This window comes from Streptomyces sp. NPDC006602, from assembly GCF_042870385.1.
GTDB lineage: Bacteria > Actinomycetota > Actinomycetes > Streptomycetales > Streptomycetaceae > Streptomyces.
Genome location: NZ_JBIAHG010000002.1, coordinates 126,472 through 151,828, shown reverse-complemented (window position 1 = coordinate 151,828; position 25,357 = coordinate 126,472). Strand labels below are relative to the sequence as shown.

23 protein-coding genes and 3 pseudogenes are annotated in these 25,357 nt (G+C 70.4%); 18 read left to right on the top strand and 8 right to left on the bottom strand.

The window, feature by feature from the left end; translation table 11 throughout:
- Positions 1 to 31: 31 nt before the first annotated feature.
- Positions 32 to 1,288, bottom strand: a complete 1,257-nt coding sequence (locus ACFYO2_RS05350; protein WP_388344364.1) for an ROK family protein — start codon at positions 1,286 to 1,288, stop codon at positions 32 to 34.
- A 64-nt stretch (positions 1,289 to 1,352) separates the two neighbouring features.
- Complete coding sequence (locus tag ACFYO2_RS05345; protein WP_388344363.1) at positions 1,353 to 2,684, bottom strand: ROK family protein; 1,332 nt, start codon at positions 2,682 to 2,684, stop codon at positions 1,353 to 1,355.
- A 238-nt stretch (positions 2,685 to 2,922) separates the two neighbouring features.
- Here ACFYO2_RS05345 and ACFYO2_RS05340 point away from each other — a divergent pair, with 238 nt between their 5' ends.
- The 9 genes and pseudogenes from ACFYO2_RS05340 to ACFYO2_RS05300 all read left to right on the top strand — a co-directional run.
- A complete protein-coding gene (locus ACFYO2_RS05340; RefSeq protein ID WP_388344362.1) occupies positions 2,923 to 4,044 on the top strand; it encodes a Gfo/Idh/MocA family protein in 1,122 nt (373 codons plus the stop codon).
- Positions 4,026 to 4,946: a sugar phosphate isomerase/epimerase family protein gene (locus tag ACFYO2_RS05335; RefSeq protein ID WP_388344360.1), complete on the top strand. Its 921-nt coding sequence runs from the start codon at positions 4,026 to 4,028 to the stop codon at positions 4,944 to 4,946. Before ACFYO2_RS05340 ends, ACFYO2_RS05335 begins: the two co-directional genes overlap by 19 nt.
- A 112-nt stretch (positions 4,947 to 5,058) precedes the next feature.
- Entirely contained in the window at positions 5,059 to 6,369 is a 1,311-nt protein-coding gene (locus ACFYO2_RS05330) for an ABC transporter substrate-binding protein (protein WP_388344358.1), read from the top strand.
- A 33-nt stretch (positions 6,370 to 6,402) separates the two neighbouring features.
- A complete protein-coding gene (locus ACFYO2_RS05325; RefSeq protein ID WP_388344355.1) occupies positions 6,403 to 7,353 on the top strand; it encodes a carbohydrate ABC transporter permease in 951 nt (316 codons plus the stop codon).
- Positions 7,350 to 8,201, top strand: coding sequence for a carbohydrate ABC transporter permease (locus tag ACFYO2_RS05320; protein ID WP_388344352.1), 852 nt, complete (start codon positions 7,350 to 7,352; stop codon positions 8,199 to 8,201). Before ACFYO2_RS05325 ends, ACFYO2_RS05320 begins: the two co-directional genes overlap by 4 nt.
- 90 nt (positions 8,202 to 8,291) lie before the next feature.
- Positions 8,292 to 9,179: a sugar phosphate isomerase/epimerase family protein gene (locus tag ACFYO2_RS05315; protein ID WP_388344350.1), complete on the top strand. Its 888-nt coding sequence runs from the start codon at positions 8,292 to 8,294 to the stop codon at positions 9,177 to 9,179.
- Positions 9,176 to 10,282, top strand: a complete 1,107-nt coding sequence (locus tag ACFYO2_RS05310; protein ID WP_388344347.1) for a Gfo/Idh/MocA family protein — start codon at positions 9,176 to 9,178, stop codon at positions 10,280 to 10,282. Before ACFYO2_RS05315 ends, ACFYO2_RS05310 begins: the two co-directional genes overlap by 4 nt.
- Complete coding sequence (locus tag ACFYO2_RS05305; protein WP_388344345.1) at positions 10,279 to 11,064, top strand: hypothetical protein; 786 nt, start codon at positions 10,279 to 10,281, stop codon at positions 11,062 to 11,064. Before ACFYO2_RS05310 ends, ACFYO2_RS05305 begins: the two co-directional genes overlap by 4 nt.
- Before the next feature lie 210 nt (positions 11,065 to 11,274).
- A pseudogene (locus tag ACFYO2_RS05300) lies at positions 11,275 to 11,559 on the top strand (cupin domain-containing protein); the annotation flags it as partial.
- A gap of 50 nt (positions 11,560 to 11,609) precedes the next feature.
- Here ACFYO2_RS05300 and ACFYO2_RS05295 read toward each other — a convergent pair.
- Positions 11,610 to 12,500 carry a helix-turn-helix transcriptional regulator gene (locus ACFYO2_RS05295; protein ID WP_388344342.1) on the bottom strand — a complete coding sequence of 297 codons (891 nt, stop codon included), beginning with the start codon at positions 12,498 to 12,500 and terminating at the stop codon, positions 11,610 to 11,612.
- Between the two features lie 145 nt (positions 12,501 to 12,645).
- Between ACFYO2_RS05295 and ACFYO2_RS05290 the strand changes: the two genes are divergently transcribed.
- A complete protein-coding gene (locus tag ACFYO2_RS05290; RefSeq protein WP_388344339.1) occupies positions 12,646 to 13,698 on the top strand; it encodes an alpha/beta hydrolase in 1,053 nt (350 codons plus the stop codon).
- A gap of 815 nt (positions 13,699 to 14,513) precedes the next feature.
- On the opposite strand, the gene ACFYO2_RS05285 is transcribed toward ACFYO2_RS05290, so the two are convergent.
- Positions 14,514 to 15,194, bottom strand: a complete 681-nt coding sequence (locus ACFYO2_RS05285; protein WP_388344336.1) for an SDR family NAD(P)-dependent oxidoreductase — start codon at positions 15,192 to 15,194, stop codon at positions 14,514 to 14,516.
- A gap of 150 nt (positions 15,195 to 15,344) precedes the next feature.
- Positions 15,345 to 16,271 (bottom strand): annotated as a pseudogene (locus ACFYO2_RS05280) (helix-turn-helix transcriptional regulator).
- A 217-nt stretch (positions 16,272 to 16,488) separates the two neighbouring features.
- Here ACFYO2_RS05280 and ACFYO2_RS05275 point away from each other — a divergent pair.
- The 8 genes and pseudogenes from ACFYO2_RS05275 to ACFYO2_RS05240 all read left to right on the top strand — a co-directional run.
- Positions 16,489 to 16,770 (top strand): annotated as a pseudogene (locus tag ACFYO2_RS05275) (MFS transporter); the annotation flags it as partial.
- A 2-nt stretch (positions 16,771 to 16,772) separates the two neighbouring features.
- On the top strand, positions 16,773 to 17,015 hold the full coding sequence (locus tag ACFYO2_RS05270; protein WP_388344333.1) for a hypothetical protein: 243 nt from the start codon (positions 16,773 to 16,775) through the stop codon (positions 17,013 to 17,015).
- Between the two features lie 195 nt (positions 17,016 to 17,210).
- Positions 17,211 to 18,056 carry an SDR family oxidoreductase gene (locus ACFYO2_RS05265; protein WP_307177918.1) on the top strand — a complete coding sequence of 282 codons (846 nt, stop codon included), beginning with the start codon at positions 17,211 to 17,213 and terminating at the stop codon, positions 18,054 to 18,056.
- A 71-nt stretch (positions 18,057 to 18,127) separates the two neighbouring features.
- Entirely contained in the window at positions 18,128 to 19,642 is a 1,515-nt protein-coding gene (locus ACFYO2_RS05260) for an MFS transporter (RefSeq protein ID WP_388344330.1), read from the top strand.
- Between the two features lie 257 nt (positions 19,643 to 19,899).
- On the top strand, positions 19,900 to 20,949 hold the full coding sequence (locus ACFYO2_RS05255; protein WP_388344327.1) for an NAD(P)-dependent oxidoreductase: 1,050 nt from the start codon (positions 19,900 to 19,902) through the stop codon (positions 20,947 to 20,949).
- Complete coding sequence (locus ACFYO2_RS05250; protein WP_307177921.1) at positions 20,946 to 21,146, top strand: Gfo/Idh/MocA family oxidoreductase; 201 nt, start codon at positions 20,946 to 20,948, stop codon at positions 21,144 to 21,146. The genes ACFYO2_RS05255 and ACFYO2_RS05250 overlap by 4 nt, the downstream gene beginning before the upstream one ends.
- 100 nt (positions 21,147 to 21,246) lie before the next feature.
- Complete coding sequence (locus ACFYO2_RS05245) at positions 21,247 to 21,948, top strand: HAD-IA family hydrolase (RefSeq protein WP_388344324.1); 702 nt, start codon at positions 21,247 to 21,249, stop codon at positions 21,946 to 21,948.
- A gap of 61 nt (positions 21,949 to 22,009) precedes the next feature.
- Entirely contained in the window at positions 22,010 to 22,165 is a 156-nt protein-coding gene (locus ACFYO2_RS05240; RefSeq protein ID WP_388344322.1) for a hypothetical protein, read from the top strand.
- A gap of 15 nt (positions 22,166 to 22,180) precedes the next feature.
- Here the strand turns inward: ACFYO2_RS05240 and ACFYO2_RS05235 are convergent, their stop codons facing one another.
- The 3 genes from ACFYO2_RS05235 to ACFYO2_RS05225 form a co-directional block, all read right to left on the bottom strand.
- The gene (locus ACFYO2_RS05235; RefSeq protein WP_388344319.1) at positions 22,181 to 22,627 is read right to left on the bottom strand and encodes a hypothetical protein; all 447 of its coding nucleotides are present in this window, start codon (positions 22,625 to 22,627) and stop codon (positions 22,181 to 22,183) included.
- A 462-nt stretch (positions 22,628 to 23,089) separates the two neighbouring features.
- Positions 23,090 to 24,067 (bottom strand): aldo/keto reductase, encoded by a 978-nt coding sequence (locus ACFYO2_RS05230; RefSeq protein ID WP_388344317.1) that lies wholly within the window; start codon positions 24,065 to 24,067, stop codon positions 23,090 to 23,092.
- A 25-nt stretch (positions 24,068 to 24,092) separates the two neighbouring features.
- The gene (locus tag ACFYO2_RS05225) at positions 24,093 to 25,292 is read right to left on the bottom strand and encodes an XdhC family protein (RefSeq protein ID WP_388344314.1); all 1,200 of its coding nucleotides are present in this window, start codon (positions 25,290 to 25,292) and stop codon (positions 24,093 to 24,095) included.
- Positions 25,293 to 25,357: the final 65 nt, after the last annotated feature.

The following is a 25,357-nucleotide window of genomic DNA, read 5'->3' as shown; positions in this document are numbered from 1 at the left end:
CTGACATCCGCTCCAGCCCTTCGCCCGTTCCTCAGTTCACGATGTCCATGAGGCCTGCCGGGGAGCCCGCGTCGATCCAGTGGGGAAGGCGCTCGGCGGACAGCAGTTCGTCCACGACCATGAATGCCGCGCCGACGAGGCCGGCGAGGTCACTGAGCGGCGACAGGGCGATCCGCAGGTTGTCGGCGGCGGTGGAGTAGGTCAGCCGGTAGACCTCTTTCCGTATGGCGGCGAGCAGCAGATCGCCGCTGTTCGCGACCCCGCCCCCGATGAGGACGAGCGACGGGTTGGTGATGTTGATCAGGGAGGCCAGCGCTCGGCCGACGAGGTTGCCGACCCGCGTGAGCTGCTCGACGGAGAACGGATCGCCCTCGCGCGCGGCTTCGGCGAGATCGCGGGCGTCGAGGCTGCCGTGTGCCGCCAGTCGGTCCGCCAGGGCGGGGCTCTCACCAGTGGTCGCCCCGTGCTCGGCGGTCGCGGCGAGTGCGTCACCGCCGGCGAAGCGGACCAGGCATCCGTTGCCGCCGCACCAGCAGCCGGCGTCGGCTCCGGGAGCGACGCTGATGTGGCCGATCTCGCCGGCGCTGCCGCGCGCTCCGTGGGTGAGCCGGCCGCCGGAGATCAGGCCCGCGCCGATACCGGAGCCGAGTTTGACGTAGGCGAGGTCGTCGACACCCCGTCCGAGGCCGCCTCGGTACTCCCCGAGTGCCATGAGGTTCACCTCGTTGTCGACCAAGGCCGGCACACGGAACCGGGCGGCGAGCCGATCGCGGACCGGGTAGCCGCCCCAGCTCTTCATCGAGCTCATGAGGATGGGGGAGCCGGTACGGGCGTCGACCGGGCCGAGGACGCCGATCCCCACCCCCCACAGCTCCGGCGCGTGTGAAGGACGGTTGGCCAGGAGACCGTCGAACAGCTCCTCGACGCGGGCCAGTACGGATTCGGGACCGTCGAGGATGCGGCACGGCACCTCCTGATGGGCCAGCAGCTCGCCCCCGAGGTCGGCCAGTCCCACACTGAGGCCGGTGCCGCCCAGCTCGGCGACGAGCAGGCAGCCCGCGTCGTGGCGGAATCGCAGCCGACGTGCCGCCCGGCCGCCCGTAGAGGGCGTCAGGCCCTCTTCCTCCAGGAGCCCGCGCTCCAGCAGGTCGGCGACCCGCTGGGTGACCAGTTTGCGGCCGAGCCCGGAGCGTGCGATCAGTGCGGGCCGCGTGACCGCCGTTCCTGTACGGACCATGTCGAGCAGGGTGCACAGGGTCTGTGCGGCGTCGGGCGCCGGGACGGTCATGCGGGGTCCTCCTGCGGGGCGTCGGCACGTCGGCGCGCTCGGGGCGCGGCCGGATGGAATCGGGTCAGTCGGCCGTGATGAGTCCGGGGCGTCCGGCGGGTGAGCCGGCGGGAAGCCAGTGTGCCAGCGCGGGCGCGGCGAACAACTCGTCGGTCACCATGCAGGCGGCGCCGGTCAGCCCCACGTCGACGCTGTTCGCCGATCGCGCGATGCGCAGATCACGGGTGGCGAGCGGCAACGACCGCTCGTACACCGTGCGTCGCACGGCGGCCAGCACCAGGTCACCCGCGGCCGCCACCCCACCCCCGACGACAATCATGGTCGGATTGTAGAAATTGACGATGGTCGCCAGCATCTCACCCACCAACCGGCCACTGCGCGTGAGCAGTTCGACGGCCACCGTGTCCCCATCGTGGGCGGCGTCGGCAACGTCCCGGGCGGTCACTGTGCCGCGACTCTTCAACCGCTCCGCCAGGAAAGGGCTGGACCCGTCGCGTGCGGCGGCCGTTCCGTCGCGGGCCAGCGCGGCACCACCGGCCAGCGCCTCCAGGCAGTCGTACTTGCCGCAGCGGCACACCACAGGCGACTCGCTGCGCACGGCGACGTGCCCGACATCGCCCGCCGCCCCCTGGGCACCGCGGTGCAGCCGGCCTCCGGTCAGCAGCCCGGCACCGATACCGGTGCCGATCTTGACGTAGACGACGTCCTCCTGGCCCGTCGCGGCCCCACCGTGCAGTTCCCCGAGTGCCATGACGTTGGCATCGTTGTCGACCCAGGCCGGGGCCTGGAAGCGGGCGGTGAGGTGCTCGCGTACGGGGTAGTCGTCCCAGCCGGGCATGATCGGCGGCGCGACCGGGCGCGAGCGGAACTCCACGGGGCCGGGCAGCCCGACCCCGATCCCCCATACCGGGGGCGCTCCGGCGGGCAGTTCGGACAGCAGCCGGTCGAACAGCTCACCGGCGCGGGTCAGCGCCGGTTCGGGGCCGGCGGCGATGTCGTGCGGTTCGTGATGGCGGCGCAGCAGTCGACCGTCGAGGTCGGCGACGGCGGCGCTGAGGCCGGTGGCACCGAACTGGGTGACCAACAGGGTGCCGGCGTCGGCCCCGAATCCCAGCGTGCGAGGCAACCGGCCACCAGCGGAGGCGCCTGCCCGGGCCCCGTTCAAGGTGCCTGACCGGCTCCCGTCCGGTGTTCCCGGGCCGTGCTCGGTGAGCAGTCCCCGGTCGAGCAGCGCCGTCACCAGCGGGGTGAGTGCCTTGCGGCCGAGCCGCAGGCGCAGCCCCAACTCCCTCCGGGTGATGGCCTGCCGGGTGCGGACGAGAGCGAGCAGTGCGGCCGCGTCGTCCGTCCGTTCCCCAGTGGGAAGTTCCGTCCTGCCGTCCTGGTCGACGCTCAATGGTCGATCTCCTCCGTCGTTGCGCTGTGTCATGCCTGTGCCTGGGCGACCCTCAGCCTATCCGTGCAGCGGAGCATTTATATGACGCCTGAGGCGTTGACTTCTGCTCCATAGGAACATAACTTGCTCCCTGTCGCACCAAACAGTGTGCCTCAGGTCATAACTCTTTCGCCCTTCGACGGACAAACTGCTCAAGGGCGAACCTCATGTAGGCGTAAGAGGCTACGGAGACCCACCCGTGTCAGATCGCATTCGCTCAGCCATCGTGGGCACCGGATTCATCGGCGCCGTCCACGCCCGTGCCGTACACGCCGCCGGGGGTGTGGTCACCGCGGTCGCCGCGACCACGCCCGAACGCGGCGCGGAGGCCGCCCTGCGGCTGCGTGCGGACCGCAGCGGCACCGCCGAGGACATCGTGACCGCCGACGACGTGGACCTCGTGCACATCTGCACGCCGAACCACCTGCACGCCCCCCTCGTCGAACGCGCACTGGCCGCGGGCAAGCACGTCGTCTGCGAGAAGCCGCTCGCGACCAGCACGGCCGACGCCCGCCTGCTGGCGGAGCTGGCCGCGACAGTCGGGACGGTCACGGCGGTGCCGTTCGTCTACCGCTTCTACTCCACCGTGCGCGACGCCCGCGGCCGGATCGCGCGCGGCGACACCGGACCGCTCCGGCTGCTGCACGGCACCTACCTGCAGGACTGGCTGTCCCGGCCGGAGGACGACAACTGGCGCACCGACCCGGCGCTCGGCGGCCGGTCCCGCGCCTTCGGCGACATCGGAGTGCACTGGTGCGACCTGGTGGAGTTCACCAGCGGCCACCGGATCACCCGGCTCGCCGCCCGGCTGCTGCACGTCCCGCGTGGCACGGCCGACACCGCGGTCGAGTCCGGCACCGGCACCGGCACCGGCACGGAGGACGGTGTGGTGGTCCAGTTCGAGACCGACCGCGGCGCCCTCGGCTCCGCCGTCGTCAGCCAGGTCTCGCCGGGCCGCAAGAACCGCCTGTGGTTCTCGCTCGACGGCGCCGACGCCTCCGTCCAGTTCAACCAGGAGGAACCGGACGCCCTGTGGATCGGCGGGCGGGGCGGCAACACCGTCGTCCCGCGCGGCGCCGAGACCACCACCGCCCCCGCGCACCGCTACGACATGGTCCCCACCGGGCATCCGCAGGGCTACCAGGACTGCTTCACGTCCTTCGTCGCGGATGTGCACGCCGCGATCGCCGGTGATCCACCGGACGGGCTGCCGACCTTCGCCGACGGACTGCGCGCCGCCCTGCTCACCGACGCCGTACTCGAATCGGCCGCCGACGGCGGCAGTTGGAAGGAGGTGGCGACGTGCGGCTCGGCTTCCTGACCGCTTGTCTGCCCCGGCTCGCACTCCCCGAGATCGCCGCATGGGCCGCCGGACAGGGCTACGAGGCCCTGGAGGTGGCCGCGTGGCCGGCCCTCGGTGACCGGCCGTTCACCGCCACCCACATCGACGCGGTCGGCTTCGACGGCGGCGCCGCCTACACCATACGTGAGCTGTTCGACCAGCATGATCTGACGCTGTCCTCGCTCGCGTACTACGACAACAACCTGCACCCCGACCCCGCGGAGCGCGCGGCGGTCAACGCCCATGTGCACGCGTGCATCGACGCCGCCGCGCTGCTCGGGTGCCCGACCGTGGGCACGTTTGTCGGCCGCCACCCCGGCCGTTCGGTCGCCGAGAACCTCCTGGACGCCGAGAAGGTCTTCGCGCCGCTGGTCGAGCACGCCGGCGAGAAGGGCGTCAAGCTCGTCATTGAGAACTGTGTGATGGAGGGCTGGCATCCGGACGGCTACCCCGGCAACCTCGCCTACTCGCCGGAGCTGTGGGAGTGGATGTTCTCCCTCGGTCTGTACCTCAACTACGACCCCTCCCACCTGGTATGGATGGGCATCGACCCGGTCGAGGCGCTGCGCCCGTACGTGGACCGGATCGCGCACGCGCAGGCGAAGGACATCCAGCTCTTCCCCGAGCGCCGCAACCGCTACGGCTGGCCCGGCAAGGCCGTCGTGCGTGAGGACCCCTGGGACACCGGATGGTGGCGTTACCGCGTCCCCGGCCTCGGCGACGTCGACTGGCGGGGCGTGACCGACGCGCTCTACGAGGGCGGTTACACCGGCGTCCTCTCCGTGGAGCACGAGGACCCCGTCTGGGGCGGCACCGAGGAACGGATCCGCACCGGACTCGAGGTCGCCCACCGCACCCTGCGCCCGCTCCTGGTCGCCTGACCCACGGCCGCCCCGTGCCTCCGTACCCCGGCGCCGTGCCGCCGCCTGCACCACTTGCGCGCACACCGGATCCCGCACTCCGTACAGGGACGTAACAGCAAGGAGAACCACCATGACCGCCAGACAGCACTCCCCGATACCAGGCCGGTACTCACGAAGAGGCTTCATGGGCCTCGCCGGCGCCGCGCTGGGCAGCACGTTCCTCGCCGCGTGCGGGTCGGGCTCGTCCGGCGGGTCGGGAGGTGGCGGCAACACCGTGAAGTTCTGGGACACGCCCTGGGGCCCGGACTCCTACATTAACGCCGCCAAGACGCTGGTTCAGGACTACAAGCCGTCCTCCGGCCACGCCAAGGCCTCCTACCAGACCATCCCCTGGGCGAACTTCCTCCAGACCTTCTCCTCCGCCATCGCCTCCAAGACCGGCCCCACGGCCAGCTCCGGCGCGGCCTACCAGGCCCTGCAGTACTTCAAGCAGGGTGCCATCGCCCCGGCGGACAAGCTCGTCGCGAAGATGAAGACCCAGGACTACCTGGACGGCATCATCGAACCGCTGAAGTACCAGGGCTCGTACGTGGCCGTCCCCTGGGCGATGGATTTCCGCGTGCTCTACTACCGCAAGTCGCTCCTGGAGAAGGCCGGCGCGGACGTCCCGACCGACTGGGACAGCCTCAGGGCGGCCTGCGTGAAGCTGAACAAGATCGGTGTCTCCGGCTTCGGAATGGCGGGCGGCAGCGGCCTCGCCTCCCAGCAGGTGCTGTCGTTGATGTTCAACAACGGCGGCGGAATGTTCGACCAGGACGGCAAGCCGGACTGCGTCACCGACCGCAACATCGAGACTCTCGACCTCCTGCGTGAGCTGGTCTCCGTGGGCGCGATCCAGCAGCGGTACGTCAGCTACACCCCTGACAACCTCAACGCCGACTTCGCCTCCGGGAAGGTCGCCATGGCGTTCAACACCGGCGGCCAGGACCTCTTCGTCCCTCCCGCGGACCGGGACGACGTGCTCGTCGCGAGCCCGCTCACCGGTCCGCACGGCGACAAGGGCACGCTCTACTTCCTCAACAACCTCATGATGTACAAGACTCCGGTGCCCCAGGAGGACACCGAGGCGTTCCTGACCTACTACCTCGACAACATGCAGGAGTACTGGAAACAGGGCATCGTCTTCACCCTCCCGGTCCGCAAGAGCATCATCGACCTGCCGGAGTTCCAGAAGAACGCCAACCGCGTCAAGATCGCCGCCGAGTGGCAGCCCGTCGGGCGGACCGAGGCGTCGGTCGGCACGCACCTCTTCCCGAGCCTCAACGCCGTCGACGGCGGCCAGGCGCTCACCACCTTCAGCCAGCAGGTCATCCAGGGCAGGACCTCGTCCAGGACGCTCCTGGAAAACCTTCAAAAGGGCATCACGGCAGTTTCCGGCTGACCCCATTCCCCCGGACCCGGCTTCGGAGACGTCATGACTCACCCGCAGACCCTCTCTCCCGCCGCCGTCCCGCGGCGCGGCGGGCCACCCAGAGCCCTCGTGCCCCGACGGGGCCGACGCCCCAGCGGCCGGCGCCAACTGACGATGGGCGCCCTGGTAGCCCCCTCCATCGTCCTCGTCGTCCTGGTCAACGCCTATCCGCTCGTCTACGCGGCCATCCAGGCGACCCACAACGGCTCCCTGATCAGCTCAGGGCCGTACGTCGGCCTCGACAACTTCGGCTCCGTCCTGTCCGACCCCGCCTTCTGGAAGGCCGCACGCTTCACGCTGTACTTCACGCTCATCGGCGTGTTCGGCAGTTGGGCGGTTGGCCTCGGGCTCGCGTTGCTGCTCCGCAGCGACGTACCCGGCAAGTCCGTGTTCCGGGTGCTTCTGCTGCTGCCCTGGGTCGTGCCCGTCGTGGTCTCGGCCACCAGCTGGAACTGGCTGGTCAGCACCCAGGACAGCCCGCTGCCCTCACTGACCCGCGCCCTCGGCTTCGGCGACGTGCTGTTCCTCGCCGACCCGACGCTCGCGGCGCTGACGGTCTTCGCGTTCAAGGTGTGGGTGAGCTTCCCGTTCATGATGATGGTCACCGGCGCCGCGCTGGAAGCGGTCGACAACACCGTGTACGAAGCCGCCCGGATGGACGGGGCGTCCGCCTACCGGCAGTTCCGCCACATCACGCTGCCGCTGATCGCCCGGCCCACGTACATCAGCTGGATCCTGATGGCCATCTTCTGCGTCAACGACTTTCCCACCATCTACCTGCTGACCGGCGGCGGCCCGGCCGACGCCACCAACTCACTGGTCGTCTACTCCTACCGGCTGGTCTTCCAGAACTTCCAGACCGGCTACGGAGTGGCCGTCGCGTTCCTGATGACCGCTGTGCTCAGTGCCGTCGCGGCCGTCCTCTACCGCCAGATCAGGAGGGCGGCACTGTGAGCACACACGCTCCCGAGGCTCCCCGTAGGACCGGGGCTTCTCCCAAGGCGTCCACCCGCTGGTGGCGATTCTTCCTGCTGGCGCTCTTCACCGCCGTCGTCCTCGTACCCCTCGGCGCCGTGATGCTGCTGGCGCTGCGCCCCCGCGTCGGCAGCGGCGACAGCGGACTCACCCTGAACACGCTCTGGTACGTCCTGACGCAGACCGAGGCCGTCACCTGGCTCGGCAACAGCGTGCTGGCCGCACTGATCTCCACGACCGCCGCCGTACTGGTCGCCGCTCCCGCCGGATACGTTCTGTCCCGGGGCCGCGGCAAGGCCGTCTCCGGCTACTCGCTGCTGCTCTTCGTGATCCAGGCCTTCCCCGTGGTCGTCTTCGTCGTCCCGCTGTTCATCCTCTTCGCAGACCTCGGTCTGGCCGACTCCATCGCCGGACTGACCATTGTGTACGTGGCGTCCACCATGTCCGTCGCCTGCTGGATGATGGCCTCCTACATGGACTCGATCCCTGCCTCACTGGAAGAGGCCGCGTGGATCGATGGTTGCTCCGTGTTCGGCGGATTCGTGAAGATCGTTCTGCGCAACTCGCTGCCCGGAGTTCTGTCCACGGCGATCTTCAGCTTCCTGCTGGCGTGGAACGACTACCTGGTCGCCCTGGTGTTCCTGCGCAGCGCCGACAGGTTCACGCTCCCCGTCGGGCTCCAGACCTTCTTCCAGCAGAACACCACCGACTGGGGACCGGTCATGTCGGTCGCCGTCCTCATGATGATCCCGCCGATCCTCGTGTTCGCCACGCTCAACAAGTTCTTCAGCGTCGGCGGCATCGGAGGATCGCTGGCCGGTCAGTGACAACCCGGCCGGTGACACCACCGGCCGGTCGGTGAAAGACCGCTCCTGTCCACTCAAGCCACCTCCATACCCGGGAAGGGCTCTTCCTCCATGAGCGATACCGCACAGGTCGCCTTCAATCCCCTCACCTGGTTCTTCTCGCCCGAAGGTCAGTACGATCCGGCGTTCGCGCCGCCACTGCCGGAGATCTACCGGGAGATCCGCGAGGCCGGATTCGACGCCGTACACGTCGAGATCCCCGAGGGCATGCGAGTGCCCGACTACCGACGGCTCCTCGACGACTCCGGACTCGCCCCCGCCCCCGGCTACTTCCAGGCCGCCTTCAGCGACCCGGCCGCCCTGCCGGCGACCATCGAGGCGGCCAGGCGCGTAGCCGCCCACCACGCCGAGCTCGGACTCTCCCGGATCTTCATCGCGGACGGCTTCCCCGCCGAACCCCGGCTCGCGGCCCCCGCGCAGGGCGTGGACGCGGACGCGGCCCGGCTGGACCGGATCGCCCAGGCCCTCGGAGCGGCGGCCGAGGCGATGGTCGCCGAGGGCGTCACCCCCTGTCTGCACCAGCACGTCGGCACCTGGATCGAGACCGAGGCCGAGACGGAGGCCGTACTCGCCGCCATCGACCCCGCACTCCTGCTGCTCGGCCCGGACACCGGGCATCTGGCCTGGGCGGGAGTGGACCCGGCCGCCCTCATCGAGAAGCACCTGGACCGCGTCGGCGCGGTGCACCTGAAGGACGTGCACGGCGCCGTGCAGACCGAGGCGCTGGCCGAGTCCCTGGACTACGGCACCGCCACCGCCCGCCGTCTGTGGACCGAACCGGGCCGGGGAGACATCGACTTCGACGCCGTACTCGCCGTGCTCGCCCGCTTCGACGGCTGGTACGTCGTCGAGGTCGACATCGCCGACCAGCCGACGCCGAAGGACACCGCCGCCGTCAGCGCACGCTGGGTGAAGAACCGTCTGCGAGCCTCCGCATGAGCCCCGGCAGCAGCGCGCACCGGATGCCCGGCAGGCCGCTCGGCGTCGGGCTGATCGGCGCCGGACCGGTCACCCAGGCCATTCATCTGCCGACGCTGGCCACCCTCGGGGACCGGCTGCGCGTCACCCACGTGATGGACGTCGATCCGGACGTCGCCGCGAGTGTCGCCGCCCGTGCGGCGACGGAGACCGGAGCCGGCAGTGGGCCGCGGCGCGGTGTCCGGCACAGCACCACCGCCGCCGAACTGCTCGCCGACGACGCCGTGGACGTCGTGGCGATCTGCAGCCCCCACGCCTTCCACGCCGAGCAGATAGCCGCCGCCGTGGCCGCGGGCAAGCGCGGCATCCTGTGCGAGAAGCCCCTCGCCACCACCAGGGACGAGGCCGAGCGGATCGCCAAGGTGACGTCCGACAGCGGCGTCCCGGTCGTCGTCGGTGCGATGCAGGCGTACGACCCTGCGTGGAACGCCGTTCGCCGGGAGTGGGGTGACCTGCCCGAACGTGCCCATCTCATACGCTCTCGGGTCTACCTGCCCGGCAACGAGGAGTTCGTCGCGCTCGCCACCGACCCGGCCCCGGCCGCCCCGCCGCCGGCCGGGGGCCCGGGCTCGGACGCCGACATGCTGCGCGCCGGCATCCTCGGCCTGGCCACGCACGTGGTGCCGCAGCTGCGGCACTTCCTGCCCGGCCCGGTACGTGTGGTGTCCGCGCGGTTCCTGAGCCCCTTCGGCTACCGGCTCGTGCTCACCGCCGACGACGAGCACGGCGCCGCGCGCACCGCCGAACTGACCGCCCTCGTGCCGGGTGTCTGGGAACCCGACTGGACCTTCGAGGCATGGGCGCCCGGCACCCGGCTGCGGGTCGCCTATCCGCCCTCGTACGTCCTCGCGGGCTCCGCCACCGCGACGCTGACGGACGCCTCCGGAAGCAGTCGCGACTGGCAGTTCCCGGTCAACGGTTATCAGGCGGAGTGGCTGCACCTCGCCGACATCGTCGACGGCCGCGCCGAACCGCTGATCGGGATGCCCACGGCCATCGCCGACATGGTGTACGCCCTCGAACTCGCCGACGGCGCCACCGCCCTGCTGGAGGACCCCTCATGACCCCGCGTCCGCTCACGGTCGCCTTCGACGGCCCCGTCACCGCCGCCCGGCACGCCCCGGTACTCGCCGGGCTGCCCGGACATTTCCGCACCGCGGAATCCGGGGCCCCCGCCGACATCCTCGTCGTCGACGGCACCACCACCGTCCGCCCCGCCGCCGCACCGTCCACCGGCGCGATCCTGGTCGACCGTCCCCGCGCAGGCCTCGGCCAACTCCCGGACACGGCCATGGTGTTCGCCGACACCGGATATGCCGCTGACCCGGCCTGGGCGACCGAACTGCCCCGCATCCGGGACTCTTTGACCCAACACTCCGCGGGAGTCGTCGAATCCACCGTGGCCGTCACCGATGCCGGCGAACTGGCCGACGCCCTCTTCTGGCAGCTCACCCTCGTACGCGCCCTGCTGGGCACGGTCGACTTCGCACCCTCCGCCGTCGCGCCCGGCCGTGGCCACGTCCTGACCGGCGCCGCGGGCTCCGCCGTCGTCTCCCTGTCCGGCACGGTCGGGTCACCCGGACTCACCCTCGACACGATCGGCCCCAGCGAGCGGTGGCACGTCGCCATGCACCCCCCGGGAACCGCCCGGCCCGCAGTCATTTCGCGCTTCGACGGCGAGGGGCGGCACACGACTCGCCCCCGCTTCGAGTCGCCGCGCCGCGCACTGTGGCGCTCGGTCCACGCGACGCTCAACGGCACCGCGGCTCCCAGGCATCTCTACGCCGACGTACTCGCCGACCTGGCGACCAGCGAGTCCCTGCTCGCGGCCCCTGCGGCACCTTGAACCCGGCGGCGCACATGAGGGGTCCGGCGCCCGACGCCGAGGCCGGGGGAGTGGAACCCGCGGCGGGGGACGGTCAGGATGGTTCGGCGCTGACGGTGGGCCGCGAGTCCGCATCCTCGGTGGCAGCCCAGGCGGCCAGGAGTTGCAGGCTGTTGTGGGCGGGGGTGTGCGGTGCGGCGCTGTAGGCGGTGAGGGTGAGGCCAGGCTGCGCGCTTCACTCCGGGCGCCCGCACCAACTGGCATTCCCACGCACTCGGCCAAGTCCTCCATGTGACCGACGGCGTCGGCCTGGTCGGCACCCGCGACGGACAGGTCGTACGCGCGAGCGCCGGCGAGACCGTCAAGTGCCCGGCCGGCGAGGAGCACTGGCACGGTGCCACCGACACCACCCTCATGGCGCACATCGCCCTGGTGGTCGGCGACGGCAACGGGGACGGCACCACCTGGTTGGAGTCGGTCACCGACGAGCAGTACGCCGCCGCCGTCAACGCCTGACCCGCGGGCCCGTCATCGCGGTTCCCCGGTGGCGTCTCGGGTGCCGGGCGTCAGCCGGCCGACTTGCGCGTGCCTTCGGGGGTCTGCGGCCGGGTGACGGGGGTGCCGGTCCAGCTGGCGAGGATGCTGAGGGCTTCGGCGGTGGAGGAGGCGGGTTCGGGGGTCAGGATGATCAGGGACTGGTCGGGGTCGCCCTCGACGGCCAGGCCCAGGTAGTCGAGGCTGAGGTCGCCGACGAGCGGGTGGTTCAGGCGCTTGCTGCCCGTGGTGTGGACGAGGACGTCGTGGTCGGCCCACAGACGGCGGAAGGTGTCACTGAGCACCGACAACTCCCCTATGAGTTCGGTGAGTTGCGGGTCGTCGGGGTGGCGTCCGGCGTAGACGTGGAGCGTGGCCACGCAGTCGGCGGCGGCCTTCTCCCAGTCGTGGTAGAGCGTGCGGGCGGACTCGTCCAGGAAGACGTAACGGGCGAAGTTGCGCTCCCGGTGGGGACGGTCCTGGAAGTCGATGTAGAGAGCGGACGCGAGCCGGTTGGCGGCCAGGACGTCCATGCGTCTGCCCATGACCATCGCGGGGACGCTGAGGGAGTCCAGGGTCCGGTACAGCACCGGGTGGACCCTTTGGGGAGCGAGATGCCGCTTGCGGCGGGTCCGGGTGGTGGCCTTGGGCTGGGTGAGGTCGAAGAGGTGGGTGCGTTCGGTGTCGTCGAGCTGGAGGGCGCGGGCGACGGAGTCCAGGACGGTTTCCGAGACGCCCTGGGTGCGGCCGCGCTCAAGTCGGACGTAGTAGTCGACGCTCACTCCGGCGAGCTGGGCGACTTCTTCGCGGCGCAGGCCCTGCACGCGGCGGGCGCCGCCGTGCGGGGTGAGGCCGGCCTGTTCGGGGGTGATCCGGGCCCGGCGGGTGCGCAGGAACTCACGGATCTCGCTGCTGCTGTCCATACGACCACGGTACGGCCGTATCGGGCAGGTCAGCGTGTTGAGGGAGGTACTGGCGTTCCCCTGGAAGAGCGGTGCCCTTTGTGGCGTCCTACGCCGGTCCCGCAGGTGGTTGTCTGGATTGCGGGCCGATGGAAGCCCTCTGATCATGAACGCGCACGACAGGTCGGAAGACGCCGGATTCTGCCATTTCGCCCGGTATTCGATGTCGCGGCCCTCCGGCCGGTACCTGCGCAGTACGTCCAGACACCAATACAGCCACCGACACCTAGGCATGGAGCAGACAATGCAGAGCGTCACCTTCCCCACCGACGACCAGCGGATGCTGACGGGCAACCTCCACCTGCCCGAGGACTTCGATCCGGCCGGCAGCTACCCGGCGATCGTCGTCGCCCACCCGGCCGGCGGTGTCAAGGAGCAGACCGCGGGCCTGTACGCCGGCCGACTGGCCGAGCAGGGCTTCATCGCCCTCGCCGCCGACGCCTCCTACCAGGGCGAAAGCGGTGGCGCACCACACTTCCTGGAGGACCCCTACGCACGCGTCGAGGACGTCCGCGCGGCCGTCGACTACCTGCAGTCGCTCGACTACGTGGACGCCGAGCGCATCGGCGCGCTGGGCATCTGCGCGGGCGGCGGCTACACCGTGAACGCCACCATGACCGACCACCGCATCAAGGCGCTCGCCACCGTCAGCGCCTTCAACATGGGCACCGGCTTCCGCCGCGACTGGTACGGCCTCAACCCCGATTCCGCCGCGGCAGCGGTGCTCGACGAGGCCGCCAAGCAGCGCACCGCCGAGGCCCAGGGCGCCGAGCCCGCCACGGCCCCGTACGTGCCGGCCGAGATCGACGAGAACACCAACCGCGACATGCGGGAGGCCCACGAGTACTACCTCACCTCCCGCGCCCAGCACCCGAACACCAAGAACCAGTTCCTCTTCACCCGCAGCTTCTCCAAGATCGCCGCGTTTGACGCCTTCCACCTGGTCGAAGACCTGCTCACCCAGCCGATTCTGATCGTGGCCGGCAGCGAGGCGGGATCGCTGTGGCACTCCACCGAGCTGTACAGCCGGGCCCGCAGCCCCAAGAAGCTCGTGGTCGTCGACGGCGGCACACACATGGACTTCTACGACATCCCCCAGTACGTCGACCGGGCCGTCGCCGAGGCCACCCCGTTCTTCAACGAGAACCTCGCCCGCTGACCTCTCCCCGCAGGAGGCAGTCGGCAACCGTTGGGGGCGCCGGATGACACCGTCCGGCGCCCCCAACGCGCGACTTTGCCACGGAGTGGCCGCGCACCACCTGGTCCGTGGCCGTGACGGCCACATCGCCCAGTTGTTGCGTGAACCGGATGTGGCTTACGACGTCGCCCGCACAGGCATTGAACTGGCAAGGCAAGCAGACCGGGGCACGCCGGGCGGGGAAGCACTCGGCGGACGATGGACCCCGAGCGTGGCGATCTACAGGCCCACTCCGGTTCAGACGCGCTGCCGATCCGTCCAGGCCGCCGGCCCTCGATCTCGCACCCGGCATGAACCGCGAGGATCATGCCTTTCGCGCCGGACGGAAACGGTACATCTCCGCCGGCACCGCCTCCTCGCACCGTTCCGGCCCACGCTCCGGGCCACGACCCTTGGCTGCCGCCGCGCTGGACGATCGCTCACATCGAGCGCGGACGGCTGCTCGTCGGCATCGACGTATGGCCGCCCCCGAGGAACGCATGCTGGCGCCGACCCCCGTACGCAGCTCGAGGGCTTGGTCCTCTCGGCGCACAGCGCCGGAACTGCCACCGGCCCGCAAGCAGGTGGCCGCGCGTGAAGTCGTGGGCCGCTGCCGCAGCCGTCCCGTCACCTGAGAGGCCGCACACGACCACTCACCCGCGCCTGCGCGCCACGCGCGATGTCCCCAGCGAGGCCCTGCTGTTCGGCGGATACGCGGACGTCGTCCAGGGACGGCGTCGGGCCACTGACCGAAGTGCGCATCGGACCGTGGGGGAGGCCCCACTGCCCTGGGCAGGTCAGAACTCCAGGCGCTTCCCGTCCCTGAAGAACCCGCCCGTAGGACCGTTGTCCGGCAGGGCGGTGGCCCATACGACGCCCCGGGCGCCCTCCGCCACCGGCCGTCCGCCGGGACCGCCCATGTCGGTGTTGACGTACCCGGGGCAGACGGCGTTGACGAGGATGCCGTCGCGCCGTAGTTCGGCTGCGAGCATCACGGTGAGGGCGTTGAGGGCGACCTTGCTCACGCTGTACGCCGGGGTGGCGCCGCTCAGGTTCTCGAAGGCACCCGAACCGCTGCTCACGTTGACGACGCGGGCGTGGGTGCTGCGCCGCAGCTGGGGAAGGAACGCCTGGATGCACCGCCACGGTCCGCTGGTGTTCGTCTCGAAGGCTTCGTGGACGGTCGCGAGGTCCGCGGTGGTGGCGGTCTGCCAGGTGTCGTAGAGGATGCCGGCGTTGTTGACGAGAACGTCCAGCTCGGGGACCTGCTGCGCGGCGCCTGCGACGCTGCCCGGGTCTGTCACGTCCAGCACGAGCGGCGTCACGTCCAGCCCGCCCCGCCCGAGTTCCCGGGCCGCGTTCTCGGCAGTCTCGGCCCGCCGGGCGGTGAGGATCACGTGGTGTCCGGCGCCGGCGAGCTGTCGGCACACTTCCTTGCCGATGCCCCTGTTGCCGCCGGTGACGAGTGCGGTGGTCATGCGGTCCCCTATCAATGGTCTGCGAAAGCTGATGACGATTCTCGGGCTCCCGGAAACGCTCGGCCGGTGCCTTCATGGTGGGGGCGGAGGTGACGTGTTCCATGGCTCATTTCTTTGACGGCTGCCCGTCGGGTGGCGACTTCCCGTCGCTCATGGGAGCTGCGGCTGATCCGACGCGTGAGTGACAGCCGTATCCGATGCCGGAGCCTCAGCCGTCTCGTCCCCTTGTCCCAGCAGATCGAGCAGCACCATCACATCGTGGTCCGCGGTTCCCGGCTCGGCGTAGTACGCCACCAAGCGGTGCCCAGGCGTCCCCTCGAGGGCCATCGACTGGTAGCCGAGGGTCAGTTCACCGACTCCGGGATTGCCTAACGTCTTCCGCCCGGTCGGGCGGCTCTTGACGTCGTAGCCCTCCCAGAGGCGCGCGAACTCCGGGCTCTCAGGATGAGTTCGCCCGCGAGCCGGGCCAGGTCCGGGGCGTCCGGGTCCGTCCCGGCCACGGCACGCAGGCGGGCGACGCAGCTACGCACCTGGACGGCCCAGTTGCTGAACAGATCGCGGGCGGCGGGGTGGAGAAAGATGTACTGCGAGATGTTGCGCCGGCTGGCCGGCCAGTCCTCCATGCCCGCGTACAGGTGCAGGCCCCCGGGGTTGGCGGCGAGGATGTCGCCCGCACGGCTGAGGACCATCGCCGGATTCGGGCGCAGGCTGTCCAGGATGAGCCGCGTCCCCGAACTGACGGTCCGGGAGGGTGCGGTGGGCGGCTCCGACGCGCTGCGGGCAGCGCGAGTGGCCAGGCTCCGCAGGTGGTCGAGCTCGGTCTCGTCGAGCAGCAGCGCGCGGGCAAGGGCATCGACGACGGAAGGGCTGGGGCGGGTCTTCGCGGCCACGTTCCAGGCGCGTGAAGTAGTCGATGCTGATGCCGGACAGGGTGGCCAGCTCCTCACGGCGCAGCCCGGGGGTGCGACGCAGCCCACCGCCGGTCGGCAGCCCGACATCCTCCGCCGTGACGCGAGCGCGGCGGGCGCGCAGAAAGCGGCCCAGCTCGGTGCCCTTCGGCTGCGCTGGATTCGTCATACATCCACTATGGATCGGGCGGATGCCCGACGGCAGGTCCAAGGGGGGTCCTGTCATACCCCCGCACCGCGCTCCCCGGCACACCTCGCCCTGCCGCGCGCGGGCGAGCGGACGCACTCTGGGTGAGCTCGCAGAACTCTGCTGCGGCCCCAGAGACCTACGCCCCGTCCGCAGGAGCCACGGAAATGCCCACGCCCAATCCACCGCCACACCGCCGATGGCACCGGCGCAGGCCTCGCCCAACGGTGCCGCGTCACGCGCCCCGCGCACCTCCTGGGCGCTGGCCGCCGCGCTGATCCGCTTCTTCGTGATCGCTCTCGACGCACTGATCGTCAGCGTCGCGCTGCCCACGATCGCCGACGAGCTCGGTGGCGGCCTGACCGGTCTGCAGTGGGTCGTGGGCGGCTACACCCTGCTGCTCGCCGCACTGCTGCTCTCGACGGGGGCCGTATCGGACCGGATCGGTGCGCGGCAGGCGTTCGCTGCGGGAATGGTGCTGCCATGCCGGCGATGACAGGGCTGCTGCTCGAGTGCGTCCCCGTGGCGCGCGCCGGCCTGGCGAGCGGTGTGCTCAACACCAGCCGCCAGCTCGGCGGAGCCCTGGCCGTGGCAGTCTTCGGTTCGCTGATCGCGGGCGCCGGTCGCTTTGAGCAGGGGATACAGCTCAGCCTGCTGTTCGGTGCGGCACTCCTCGCCGTCACGGGTGCGGCGACACTTCGTCTCCGTACGCCGAAGACGGGCTGAGCACGGCTGACCTGCCTCCCGAGTCTGCGAGGGGGGGACTGGCAGACCCCCCGAAGAGCCATGCCCCTTACGGCGCCCCAGGCAGAGCCTGCGGATGGTTGCCTGGATAGCGGGCCGGCCGTACGGCACTGATCGGCCCCCCCCTCGACCACCCCCACTCCCCGGCGTCTCGTGCGACGCGTGAAAGGAATGGTTATGAGCAAGGTCATTTTTGTCACTGGTGCCGGGCGCGGTCTGGGCACGGACATCGTCCGTGAGGCTCTGGCGGCCGGTCACCAGGTCGTGGCCACCGGGCGGCGCCCCGAGGAGGTTGAGAAGACGCTGGGCGGGCCGCAGGACAACCTGCTGACCGTGAGGCTGGATGTGACCAGTCTGGAGGAGGCGCAGGCGGCCGCGCAGGCGGCGGTCGAGCGGTTCGGCCGTATCGACGTGCTGATCAACAATGCGGGGAACTTCTTCGCCGGCTACTTCGAGGAGGTCTCCCCGGAGCACATGCGCCAGCAGATCGAGACCAACCTGTTCGGCCCGATGAACGTCACCCGTGCGGTCCTGCCCGTGATGCGTGCTCAGCGCGACGGTCACGTCGTGTCGATCTCCTCGCTGGCCGGTCAGGTGGGCACGGAGTTCACCGCCGCCTACGCGGCTTCCAAGTTCGCCGTGGAGGGCTGGATGGAGGCCCTGCACCAGGACATCGCGCCGTACAACATCCGCACCACGATCGTGGAGCCCGGTTACTTCCGTACCGAGCTGCTGGTGGATGCCTCCACCACTTGGCCCGAGCCGACCATCGCCGACTACGCCGAGCGCACCACTGCCACGGTCGCGGCGTGGAAGAGCATCAACGGGCAGCAGCCGGGTGATCCCGTCAAGCTCGCCCGCGCCCTGCTGACCGTTGTCGGGCAGGAGCAGCCGCCGGTGCGCTTCGTCGCCGGCGCCGACGCCATCGAGGGCGTCACGGCCAAGGCCCGCGAACTCCTCGCCCAGGTCGAAGCCTCCCGCGCACTGGGCGGCAACCTCGGCCACGACGACACCAACGCCTGAACCACCCCACACACCAGGCGGACCCACCAGTATCTCCCTGTACCGAAGGGCACCAGACTCCCTTGCCTTCCTTGCCCAACACCACCTCACCCATCCCCCAGACCAGTGACCCGCAGGGTTTCGCGGTCTCCGCGTCGACGGGCTGGAACAGCCGGACCTGGCTGCTTCTGGTCACCTTGTGCGGGGCACTCTTCCTCGACGCCCTCGACATATCCATGGTCGGAGTCGCCCTCCCCTCCATCGGCAGGGACCTGGCCATGGACACGGCCATCCTCCAATGGATCGTCTCCGCGTACGTCCTCGGCTACGGCGGTTTCCTGCTCCTCGGTGGGCGGGTCTCGGACCTCCTGGGTCGCCGCCGGGTGTTCCTCGCGGCGGTCGGCGTCTTCGGTGTCGCCTCGGTCATCAGTGCCCTGTCGACATTGGACGCGCTGATCATCGCGCTGCGCTTCGTCAAGGGTGTGAGTGCCGGGTTCACCGTGCCGGCCGGCCTGTCGATCATCACCACCACGTTCGCCGAAGGCCCCGCCCGCAACAAGGCGTTCTCGATCTACTCCGCCTGCGGAGCCTCCGGGTTCTCGCTCGGGCTGGTCTTCGGAGGTTTCCTCACCGAGCTCTCGTGGCGTGCCACCCTGCTCTTCCCCGGCCCGGTCGCGCTGCTCCTGCTCGTGATCGGAATGCGGGTCGTGCCGAGGGTGGCCCGGGAGAAGTTCAGCTTCGCGCAGTTCGACCTGCTCGGCGCGCTGAGTTCCACAGCGTCCCTGCTGATCCTGGTGTATGCCGTCGTACAGGCTCCCGAGGTCGGCTGGGCCAGCGCCCAGACACTGGCCCTCTTCGCGATCTCAACCCTGCTCGCGGTGTCGTTCGTCGTCATCGAGCTGCGCCACCCCCACCCGCTCCTCCGCCTGGGCATCCTGCGTTCGGTGCGGCTGGTGCATGCGAACGTCGCCGGCTTCGTGATGTTCGGCGGCTATGCCGCCTTCCAGTTCCTCGCCACGCTCTACGTCCAGGGTTCGCTCGGGTGGAGCCCTATCAGCATGGCGGTGGCCTTCCTGCCGGTCGGGCTGATCGTCGTGATCTCCGCGATCAAGATCGAACGCGTCCTCGACCGGTTCAACACCACGGTCCTGGTGGGGGTGGGCCTGCTGGCGTTCGGTGCGGCTTATCTGTTGTTCCTGCGTACGTCGCCGGGCATGAGCTACTGGAACTTCATGTTCCCGACCATGGTGCTGCTCGGGATCGGATTCGCGGTGTTGTTTCCCGCGGTCAACTCGCAGGCGACCGCAGGCGTTTCGGATGACGAGCAGGGGTTGGCTTCAGGACTGCTCAACACCTTCATCCAGGTCGGTGGGGCCGTGATGATGGCCGTCGTCACCGCCATCATGTCGAGCTCGGGCGGGGCCCGGGCCGGGGAACTGCTCCCCGGCATGGGGACGGCGGTGATCGCCGTGGCCGCGTTGACCGCAGTTGGGCTGCTGATCACCGCTGTCGTCCTGGTCGTGCTGCGGGGCGACACTGCGGCGGGAGGTGGGCCCTCAGCGGGCAGACTCGATCTCGAGGAGAGGGAGCTTGAGCTGACGCGCTGAGTACGAGGAACGGCACATGCGGAACGTCGAGACACCCCCTGACGGTCCGCACGTGCCGTTCCTCGTACTCAGCGAGCAAACTGCCCGCGACCATGAGATTTCGAGCCCGTTGGCCCCGGTCAAGTCCCTTGATGCCTTTGCTGCCGCGACCCTGGCCCGGCCAAGCCCACAAAGGCCGAGAACGTCATGCTCCGTCTGCGCTCCGAAGAACGCACCGCGCCCGGCCCCCTTTCTCCGCCCCCACAGAAAGCCGCCCGATGACACATCTCAAGGAACTGGTCGTCCTTTACCCCGCGCCCCAGTCCACCGAGCGGATCTTCGCCCCGGTGACCCTGCGTCGACTGCACGAGGAGTTCGAGGTGCTCGACCTCGAAGGCGATCCCGACGCCGAACGGCAGCTGGACCTGGCGCTTCCCCGAGCCTTCGCCGTGGTCGGCCAGCCCGACCTGCCCGCCGAACGCGTCGAGCGTGCCGTGAGCCTGCGGGCCCTGTGCAACGTCGAGGGCAACTTCTTCCCCAACGTTGACTACGCCGCCTGCGCCGACCGCGGTGTCCACGTGCTCGGCTGCGGACCCGCTTACGCACAGGCCGTCGCCGAGTACTCCCTCGGCCTCGCGCTCGACCTGGCCCGGGGCATCACCCGCGAGGACCGCGCCTTCCGGGCCGGCGCCGAGGGGTACACCTTCGCGTCCAACACCGACTCAATCCTGCTGCGCGGCGCCGAAATCGGCCTTATCGGCTTCGGCAACCTCGGGCGCGCGCTGCACGAGCTGCTCGTGCCGTTCCGGGCCACCATCCGTGTCTACGACCCGTGGCTGCCGGAGCGCCACCTGGAGGAGCACGGAGTGATCCCGGCCTCGCTCGACGAGGTACTGGAGACCAGCCAGGTCCTGTTCGTCCTGGCCACGATCACCGAGGAGAGCGAGCGGCTGCTCAGCGAGGCACGGCTGCGCCGACTGCGCCCCGGTGCCCGCCTGGTCCTGGTCAGCCGGGCCGCGGTCGCCGACTTCACGGCCCTGATCGAACTCGTCAGCCAGGGCCACTTCCTCGCGGCACTGGACGTCTGGCCCGAGGAGCCGGTGACGGCCGATCACCCGGCGCGTGCGGTGGAAGGACTCGTGCTGTCCGCGCACCGGGCCGGCGGTATCCCCGCGGCCTTCGAGAAGATCGGGGAGATGGTCCTCGACGACCTCTTGCAGATCAGGGCGGGCCTGCCGCCGGTGCGTATGCAGGTGGCGGCCCGGGAGCTCGTCCACCGCTACCGCAGCCGTCCGGTCACCACCGCGGCGGGTGCGAGGAACGCATGAGTGCCATGCGAGTCGCCGTGGCCGGTGCCGGCTTCATGGCCGTCGTGCATACCCGCGCAGCCCGAGGCGCCGGGGCGCACCTGGTGGCCGCGGTGCACCCGGACGGAGAAAAGGGGCGGTCCGCGGCTGAAGCCTTCGGCGCGGACCGTGGATACCCATCCCTCGACGACGCGCTCGACCACGCGGACGCGAACTGAGCACCGGCGGCACCACACGCACGTAACCGACTCACGGGCAGGCCCGGCCCTCCCCGGAGCGCACCGGCCTGCCCGACCACCTTCGCACCCAAGGACCGCCATGTCCGTCACCCTCCCCGCCCGAGCCCTGCTCTTCGACTGCGACGGCGTCCTGGTCGACTCCGACAAGAGCGTCATCGCCTCCTGGAGCCGCTGGGCCCAGGCCTACGGCCTCGATCCCGACGAAGTAGCCGCCGCCGTCCACGGCCGCCGATCCGCCGACACCGTGCGGCTGTTGATCCCGCCGGCTTTGCGCGCCGAGGCACTTACCGCCATCGACGCCTTCGAACTGGAGGACGCTGCCCAGGTCACGGCGGTCCCCGGAGCCGCCGACCTCCTCACGTCACTGCCGCAGGGCACGTGGGCGGTGGTCACGTCCGGGACCCAGGCACTGGCCACCACCCGCCTGAAAGCCTCAGGGCTCCCGGTGCCGTCCGTACTGGTCACCGCGGACGACGTCACGGACGGCAAGCCGCATCCCGAGGGGTATCTCTCCGGCGCCAAGGCGCTGGGCACCCCGATCGAGCACACCGTCGTCCTGGAGGACAGCACGTCCGGCATCGAGGCCGCCCGCCGAGCCGGAGTGGGCGGCGTCGTCGGCGTCGGCGAACGGGCACTGGTGACGGACGCGGACGTCGTGGTCGCCGACCTGCGGTCGCTGCGTTGGTCGGGGGAGGGGCTGCTGTCGGCCGAGAACCACCTGCGACCGGTCACGCCACCCGCCCGGACCCCTCCGGCCGACTCGGCGGCGCAGACCCGATGACGAAACCCGCAGCTTCGCGTCACCGCCCACCCCACGCGCGGGTGAAGCCAACCTGCGGTGGATGCGGAGCGCAGCCGACCCCGACCTGGGTCCGGCCGACGAGACGTCCATCAGGACGTTCGACGACCACCTCTTCCTCGGCGGCTGGTTCCTGATGTTTCCAATGCCGGACTGCCCGGCCCCCCACCACCCCTTCCGGGTCCGACGAACGCTGTAGCTGGCCGGGCCACCCTCACCGCCACCACCACGGCGACCAACACCCGCGCCGCCACCGCGCGACGTGCGTCTCGGCGAACACTTTTGCTTCAACCGCGCCAGCCCCGGAGCCCGAGCAGCCGGGCAAGGTCCTCGATCTCATGGCCGCCCTGACCGAGTCCGGCCAGCAGGCCAAGGCCTCCCGCGGCGAGGACGCCGACGTCCACGAGCTGCCGAAGAAGAAGACCGCAAAGAAGCAGCCGGCCATGAAGACGGCGGCGAAGAAGACGACGGCGGCAGCTGGGACAGGACCCGCCGCCCGACGGCCCCTTCCGCCCATGAGGACGACCTGCGCCAGCTCGCCTACCAGTTGATGGACGCCGCCGGCCTGCAGCGCGGCCGCCTGACCGGTCTGATCCTGAAGGGCGACGACCTCCTCGACGCCGACCAGGTGGCCCGGCAGCTGTCCCTCGATGACGCCCACGAGGCCCGTCTTGCCGCGGAAGGCGCCGTCGACCGGATTCGTGTGACAAGTTCGGCCCGCAGGTCATCGGCCCCGCCGTCGTCTTCCGCCGTGCCTCCTAACCCCACCCCTGACCTGCTCCCGCTGCTCGGGGACCCGTGCTGCTGGACCCGCCAGGATTACGCGGCACACCCCAGGCAATACCGCACTGGCCCTGCGTCCAGGCCGTCGAAGACGCCCTCAGCCATCGGGGCATCCCGCCGGGCAACGTCGGGCCGGCCACCACGGCCCTGAACGAGGCCTGACCACCTATATGACCCTCGCCTCGGACGTCTCCCGCACGACCTCGGCTGCCCGTGGTGGAAAACGAGCTGCTGCCCCGGCGGACGTGCCGGGGCAGCAGTGGGAGCTCAGAGAGCCTGAGCCGCGTGAGCCTGAGGGCGGTTCGGCGCTGGACGGGCGCCGATGCCCCGGTGTGGTCGGTCAGTGCTCGATGGAGGCCATGTTCGCCTCGTCATGGCGGGCGCCGGCCGGCGGGGTGAGGTTGTTGAGCCGCTCGATCTGGTCGGTGCTGAGCTTGATGCCGTCGGCGGCGCTGTTCTCCTCGACGCGGGCGGCGCGCTTGGTGCCTGGGATCGGGGCGACGTCGTCGCCCTGCGCGAGAAGCCAGGCCAGGGCGATCTGGGCCGTCGTGGCGTCGACCTCGGTGGCGATGGCCTGGACCTCGTCGACGATGCGCAGGTTGAGCTTGAGGTTCTCACCAGTGAAGCGCGGGTTGGTCTTGCGCCAGTCGTCGTCGGCGATGTCCTCGGTGGAGCGGAACGCGCCAGTGAGGAAGCCGTGGCCGAGCGGCGAGTAGGGAACCAGGCCGATGCCGAGTTCGCGCAGCAGTGGCAGCAGTTCGGCCTCCACGTCGCGTGTCCACAGGGAGTACTCGGTCTGCAGGGCGGCGACCGGGTGGACGGCGTGGGCGCGGCGGATCGTCTCGGCCCCGGCCTCGGACAGGCCGATGTGCCGGATCTTGCCCTCGGTGACCAGCTCGGCGAGGGTGCCGACGGTCTCCTCGATCGGGGTGTCGGGGTCGACCCGGTGCTGGTAGTACAGGTCGATGTAGTCGGTGCCGAGCCGCTTCAGGGAGCCTTCGACAGAGGTGCGGATGTTCGCCGGGCTGCTGTCCAGGACGTAGGCTCCGGCGCCGGAGTGCGAGAACATGCCGAACTTCGTCGCCAGCACGACCTGGTCGCGGCGGCCGCGGAGGGCCTCGCCGACCAGTTCTTCGTTGATGAACGGCCCGTAGATCTCGGCCGTGTCGAGATGTGTGACGCCCAGGTCCAGTGCCCGGTGGATGGCGCGGACCGACTCGGCGTCATCGGTGCTCGCACCGGAGTAGAAGGCGGACATCCCCATGGCGCCCAGGCCGATCCGGGAGACGTTCAGCCCACCGAGTGAGACGTGCTGCATCAGATTGCTCCGTTCTTTGGTTTCCTCATCCAGGCAACCACCCGTCGACCGCCACCGGGCCCGCGTATGGGGTACTGCTTTTCGGGGGGTCCGCCAGTGCCCCCTTCCACGACGCCGAGACTGGGGCATGGATCGGGCCGGTGCGGCGGGACAGGGACAGGCCGGTGCCCTCGTTGGCGTGGGCGATGATCTCGGCGGTGATGGAGATGGCCGTTTCCTGGGGTGTGCGGGCGCACAGGTCGAGCCCTATCGGGGAGTTGAGGCGGGCGAGGTCTGCCTCCGGTACGCCGGCCTCCCGCAGTAGTTCCAGGCGCTGTTCGTGAGTGCGCCGCGAGCCCATGGCCCCGACGTAGCCGACCGGCAGGCTCAGCGCGAGGCGCAGGAGGGGGATGTCGAACTTGGCGTCGTGGGTGAGGACACAGACGGCGGTGCGGGCGTCCACTTCGGTGGCGGCCAGGTACCGGTGCGGCCAGTCGGTCACGACCTCGTCCGCGTGAGGGAAGCGGGCGCGGGTGGCGAAGACGGGGCGGGCGTCGCAGACCGTGACCCGGTAGCCCAGAAAACGCCCCACCTCGCTCAGCGCGTCGGCGAAGTCGACGGCACCGAAGATCAGCATGCGGGGAGCGCGGGCACTGGTGTGGACGAGCACGGACAACCGCTCGGGGCAGGTGTCGGCGTCCCCGCCGACCTCGATCCGGCCGGTGCGGCCCGCCCGCAGCAGGGCATGTGCCTGCGCCGCCACGGCCTCGTCCTCGCGTCGCCCGCCCAGTGTTCCGCCGTACGGGCCCTCGGCAGGCACGTAAAGGGTGCCGCCGAGTAGTTCTTCCGGGCCGTTCACGATCTGGGCCACCGCGGCGGGCCGATCCGCCGCCATCTCGGCGAGGGCTGCGGTGAGTTGGGGCTGCACCGCGGGATCCAGCCGCTGTACCAGGATCTCGATCTCGCCACCGCAGGTCAGGCCCACGGCGAAGGCGTCGGAGTCCGAGTAGCCGAAGCGCGTCAGTACCGGAGCGCCGGCGGATTCGAGGGTCTCCCGGCACAGTTCGTAGACCGCTGCCTCCACGCAGCCGCCGGAGACGCTGCCGATCACGTCGCCGTCGGCGCTCACGGCGAGTGCGGTGCCGGGTGGCAGGGGTGCGCTGCCGCTGACGTCGACGACGGTGGCGAGGGCGAAGGGACGGGCTTCCCGGCACCAGGCGTACAGCGTTTCCGCGATGTTCAGCATGGACGGGTCTTCCTCACCGGGTCTTCCTCGAGGGATGTGGTGAACGGGCCGCCGCCGCACCGCCG